General features: G+C 41.1%; 5 protein-coding genes and 1 pseudogene. All 6 read right to left on the minus strand.

The window, feature by feature from the left end:
• Window positions 1–127 precede the first annotated feature (127 nt).
• A complete protein-coding gene (locus FGQ53_RS10425; RefSeq protein ID WP_138338576.1) occupies window positions 128–1192 on the minus strand; it encodes a DUF6574 domain-containing protein in 1065 nt (354 codons plus the stop codon).
• Between the two features lie 62 nt (window positions 1193–1254).
• Window positions 1255–2169, minus strand: a complete 915-nt coding sequence (locus tag FGQ53_RS10430; protein WP_138338579.1) for a DUF4097 domain-containing protein — start codon at window positions 2167–2169, stop codon at window positions 1255–1257.
• Complete coding sequence (locus FGQ53_RS10435; protein ID WP_138338582.1) at window positions 2162–2755, minus strand: DUF1700 domain-containing protein; 594 nt, start codon at window positions 2753–2755, stop codon at window positions 2162–2164. Before FGQ53_RS10435 ends, FGQ53_RS10430 begins: the two co-directional genes overlap by 8 nt.
• Complete coding sequence (locus tag FGQ53_RS10440) at window positions 2742–3068, minus strand: PadR family transcriptional regulator (RefSeq protein WP_138338585.1); 327 nt, start codon at window positions 3066–3068, stop codon at window positions 2742–2744. Before FGQ53_RS10440 ends, FGQ53_RS10435 begins: the two co-directional genes overlap by 14 nt.
• A 139-nt stretch (window positions 3069–3207) precedes the next feature.
• Window positions 3208–4373 (minus strand): annotated as a pseudogene (locus FGQ53_RS10445) (CynX/NimT family MFS transporter).
• A 6-nt stretch (window positions 4374–4379) separates the two neighbouring features.
• On the minus strand, window positions 4380–4580 hold a 201-nt coding region (locus FGQ53_RS10450), incomplete at its 5' end, for a transposase (RefSeq protein WP_171019140.1).

The following is a 4580-nucleotide window of genomic DNA, read 5'->3' on the forward strand; positions in this document are numbered from 1 at the left end:
GAAGCTAGCCGCAGGCTGCTCAAAACACTGTTTTGAGGTTGTAGATAAGACTGACAAAGTCAGGAACATATATCTACGGTAAGACGAAGCTGACGTGGTTTGAAGAGATTTTCGAAGAGTATGAAGTTTAAAGAAAGGCCAAGATACGGAGATAATCTCCAATCAGTGCCACTTCAGCTACAAAGAAGAGGAGGATAATGACTCCGTTCACAAGGACAGACAAGAATAACTGATAAAAGGAGTCGGTTTCACTTGCTTGACTTGGTCTTGTAATGATATGGAGACTAGCGAGCAGAATGATTCCAATGCTAATCACACACAAGAGGGCTGTAAATCGCAGGCTGTCAAAGAAGGCAAAGAAACTAGCAATAGCAGTGAGGAAGATTGGAATTGCCAAGAGTTGACTATATTGTTGGAGAACCTTTTCTAGCGTCCAGTCCTTTTCTTGGTGGATAAATCGTCTCACAACGAAACTACCCAAGAGGAATGAAAAGAAGAAGAGTGTTGTTGCTACTAGAATAGAGATAATCGAAAAGAGATTTAATGAAGCAAATTGTTCAGGGAAGTGATTATGCATAGTTGCTATATGTCCATAGTAAGCATGTTTGATGTGATAGATACTAAAGAAAAAGGAAGATGCAGAAAACAGAATGAGCAAGAGAAAGGCTGTGTAGCTGTGTGTGCTACTTGTTTCAAGCTTGCTTGTAGGAGATTTGAGAGCCTCCACTAGCCAAGACCAAAAATCAAGCACTTGCTCTTTCCATTTATCCGTAGATTTTGGAGCTTGGTTGGGAATATAAGGACTTTCTAAAGATTTACTGATAAGAAGTGGCTCTTTCGTAGTTATTTTTTGCTGAAGAAGTGCTTCTTGACTCTCTTCAGCTATAGTGACTTTTTCTGTTTCTTTAGAAAAATCTTGCTCTTCTTCAGTAGAATCTAATGCTTTCTTTTCTTCTATTTCTGTTCTCGATTCACTGTCTTCAGGCGTTTCAATTTTCTCTTCTTGCTGGCTTTCCAGTTCGACTTCAGCTTGAGAGACTTCCTCCTCTACTTGAGTATTTTTTTCAATTGGTGTATCGAGATTAATTGTCGTTTCTTCAGTTTTATCTATCATTTCTTGTGATAAATCTTCTGATTTGTTTTCATTTGGTGATTTTACAAAATCATTACTTTCAAACCATTCTTGTTTCATGGTAGAACCTCCTTTTTAGTTAGATAAATATGCTTCCATAGTGGCAGATGTAAGCGCTTTTGTCAACGTCTGTTTGGTATGGATATTAGCTCAATATCATTATCAGCTCTAGCAATGAGTTGATCTTTGGCTTCGGTTTTTTCAGTTTTGTAAGGGTTGCTTAATTCCGTACCTCTTGATTCAGGCTCTTCTCTTGTAAATTGGAAGATAGAACCATAGTTACTTGAGATGTCCCAGTTAATTCGTTGGTTCTCTTTCTGGTCTAGGATGATTCTGAGATAATATTTGGCAGTCAGTTCAACCTTGCCATGGACTTGGATATTTTCAGCGTGGAAGTGATGTTCTGTTGACTCTAGCTGACTATCTGTAAGGTCTGTATCAAAGATATTAACGATATTAGGGGTTGTGAGTTTACTGTTTTTGATACGACTTCCTTCAATCCGGAGGAGATAGCCATTATTGGTATTGAGGGTCGCATTTTCAAGGCTGGCATTGGTGATACTGGTTTGACCGCGATTTGCTGAGATGTTGATTGCTTTTAGAGTTCTCCCTTTTGGCAATTGGAGAATAACTTCTTCAAAACGACGAGAGTAGCTGCTTGCGATATGGAGAATCCCGCCAATTCCAGAAGAGAGAAATGGAGTTTCAGACAGTTTCTTATCAGTGAGGCTCAGCGTTTTATCGTTCTGCTTTGTGATAAGATCATGGTGAGCAGAAAGAGATGGATGGTAAGAAATGTGGATTTGATCATCCAAAGAGTCTGTGATGGTCAGCGCGTGTTGATGGAGAGTAATCTCTAGGTTTTCGACTTCCTTGTCAAAGGTCAGTTCTTCCATCCGACTATCATAGACAGGCTCCTTGGACATGGCAAGTAGGCTCTTGATTCCGTCAGATTGGATACCTACAAAGAGCATGATAAATCCGACAACGGTAGTCACCACACCAAAAATGAGAAATCCTTTTGTCAGTTTACGCATGCTGGTCACCTCTCTTTCCTTTTTTGAGAACAAATTGCACCAGGCGAACAATGAGTAGACCGAAGAAGCGAGCTACATAGGAAATGCCTAGTAAAACTAGCGAAGAAGCACCGATGGCTAGTAAACCAGAGCCGAAAATCAAGATAAAGGCTGATTTGGCTTGGGCTAGGACAGTGAAACTTTCAACTAAAAATAGGAATCCGCCGATGATACCAAGTATGGAAACCGCAAAGAAAGCCAAGATGACAGTCAAGGCTGCCACAAAGATTGCGAACAGTGACACGAGGATGGCGATTCCCAGAGGAATACCGATGGGTGCTGCAAGGAGGGCTAACAAGGCGATATGTAAAATTTGTCGGTTATTTTTTTGAGCGGATGCTTCATTGATTTTTTTATCGAGAAGATTGGAGAGAACTTCGTGGGCCGCTTCTTTGGGAGTTCCCAAGCTAGCGATGAGTTCTTCTTCTCCTTCGGCTCCAGCATCGTCAAAGAGTTCCCTGAAATAGTCCATGGCTTCAATTTGGTCAGCCTGAGGCAGTTTTTTGAGATAGAGTTCTAGCTGAGTCAGGTATTCAGTTCTTGTCATGGCGGATACTCCCTTCTATGATGTCATTAATGGTGTCTGTATAGAGTGTCCATTCATCTTTTAGGGTCAAGAGCTGCTCTATACCACCATTTGTCAAGGAGTAGTATTTGCGCATGCGACCTTGGAACTCTCTAGAATAGGTTGTCAGAAAGCTATTGCCTTCCAATTTTTTGAGAATGGGATAGAGTGTGGATTCTTTGATATTTGCGATCAGCTTAATGGTTTGGCTAATCTCATAACCATAAGAATCTCCTTTTTCCAGTACGGCCAAGATGAGAAATTCAATCAAGGCAGAGGATGTTGGAAAGTACATGGGAAACCTCCTTTTCTAATGTGTAATATTTTTATATATAATTTTTCTACACATACATTGTACATCTAAAAGAAAGCCCTGTCAAGAGAAATGTGTAAAATTTTTATATATAAAAAACTTCTAGAAAAAAACTAGAAGTTTAGAGAATTTTATCAGCTCTATCCACTGTAAAGAGGGCCACAGTCATCAGGATATCGACGAGTAAGAGAGCAGCTACAGCTGGTACCCAAGAGTGGAAAAGGTCAAAACTGAAACCAAAGAGAGTTGGCCCAAAGGCTGCTAGGATATAGCCTCCTGTTTGCGACAGACCTGAGAGTTGCGCAGTCTTTTCAGGCGAGCTGGTCTTAAGCGAAAAGTTGACCATGAGATAAGGGAAGAGGGCGCTGGTTGCGGTTCCTATGAGGAGATGGATGGCAAGCCAGTAAATGAAACTATTGATCGGGAAGAAGAGCATGGAAATGCCGACCACACCAGCTAGTGAAACCAGAGTGAGCATGAGCTGACGGTTGCGAGTTGACAAGCTGGTTGTCAGGCTTGGGATGGTCATTGAAAAAGGAATGCTAATCAGCGAGAAGATAGAAGTCAGCAAGCCAGCTTCGTGACTGGATAGGCCTGCATGGATAGCCATGGTAGGTAACCAAGTCATAGCAGTGTAAAAGAGCAAGGATTGAAAACCTGCAAAGACAATAACTGCCCAGACCTGTTTATTACGCATGACCTTTGTTTGGCTTTTCTGTTTGGTTTGAGGAGCCAGTCTGTGATTATAGCGGTGATTTGATAGCCAGACCAAAAAAGTTGCTAGACAGAGCAAGGTGAGGAGGATGATGAGGCCTTTCCAAGAACTGGCTTGTGTAATAGGCACAGCTAGATAGGAAGCCAGAGCCGTCGCAATCCCCATAGAAGTTACATATAAGGTGGTCAGAAAACCAATCTTCTTTGGTTGATTGGCTTGGATGAGACTAGGAAGCAGAACATTGATGACTGCGATACTTGCCCCAACCATCAAGGTTCCTAGATAGAGCAAGGGCAGATTGATTAGTCGAATCAGAGAACCGATAGTCAAGAAGAAGAGACTATAGGTAAAGAGATGCTCCAAGCCGATTTTCTGGGCCAGTCGGGTAGAAAATAGTGAGAAGAGGGTAAACATGAGGAGGGGAAGACTGGTCAAGACACCAAGTGAACTAACTTCTACGCCCAGCCCTTGCGAAATATCTCCCAAAATAATGGGTAAAACAGTAAAAGGAGTCCGCAAGGAAACACCAATCAGGATAATACCTGGAACAAAAAAAGTGATTGCTTTTTCATATATAGTCATTTAGTTTTAAAAAAGCACTTTAAACATTCAAAAATATTTGGAACTTTCCTTAATAAATCTGTCACTTTCTTTTTCAAGATAGCCCAAGCTTGCTCAATAGGATTCAAATCTGGTGAATAAGGTGGTAGAGGTAAGAAAAAGTGCTTATCTTGAATGCAAAGTTCATCCAAAATGTTCTTGGGATGAAAACTAGCATT

Origin of the sequence: Streptococcus mitis (assembly GCF_005844455.1) — a bacterium.
Lineage (GTDB): Bacteria > Bacillota > Bacilli > Lactobacillales > Streptococcaceae > Streptococcus > Streptococcus mitis_BF.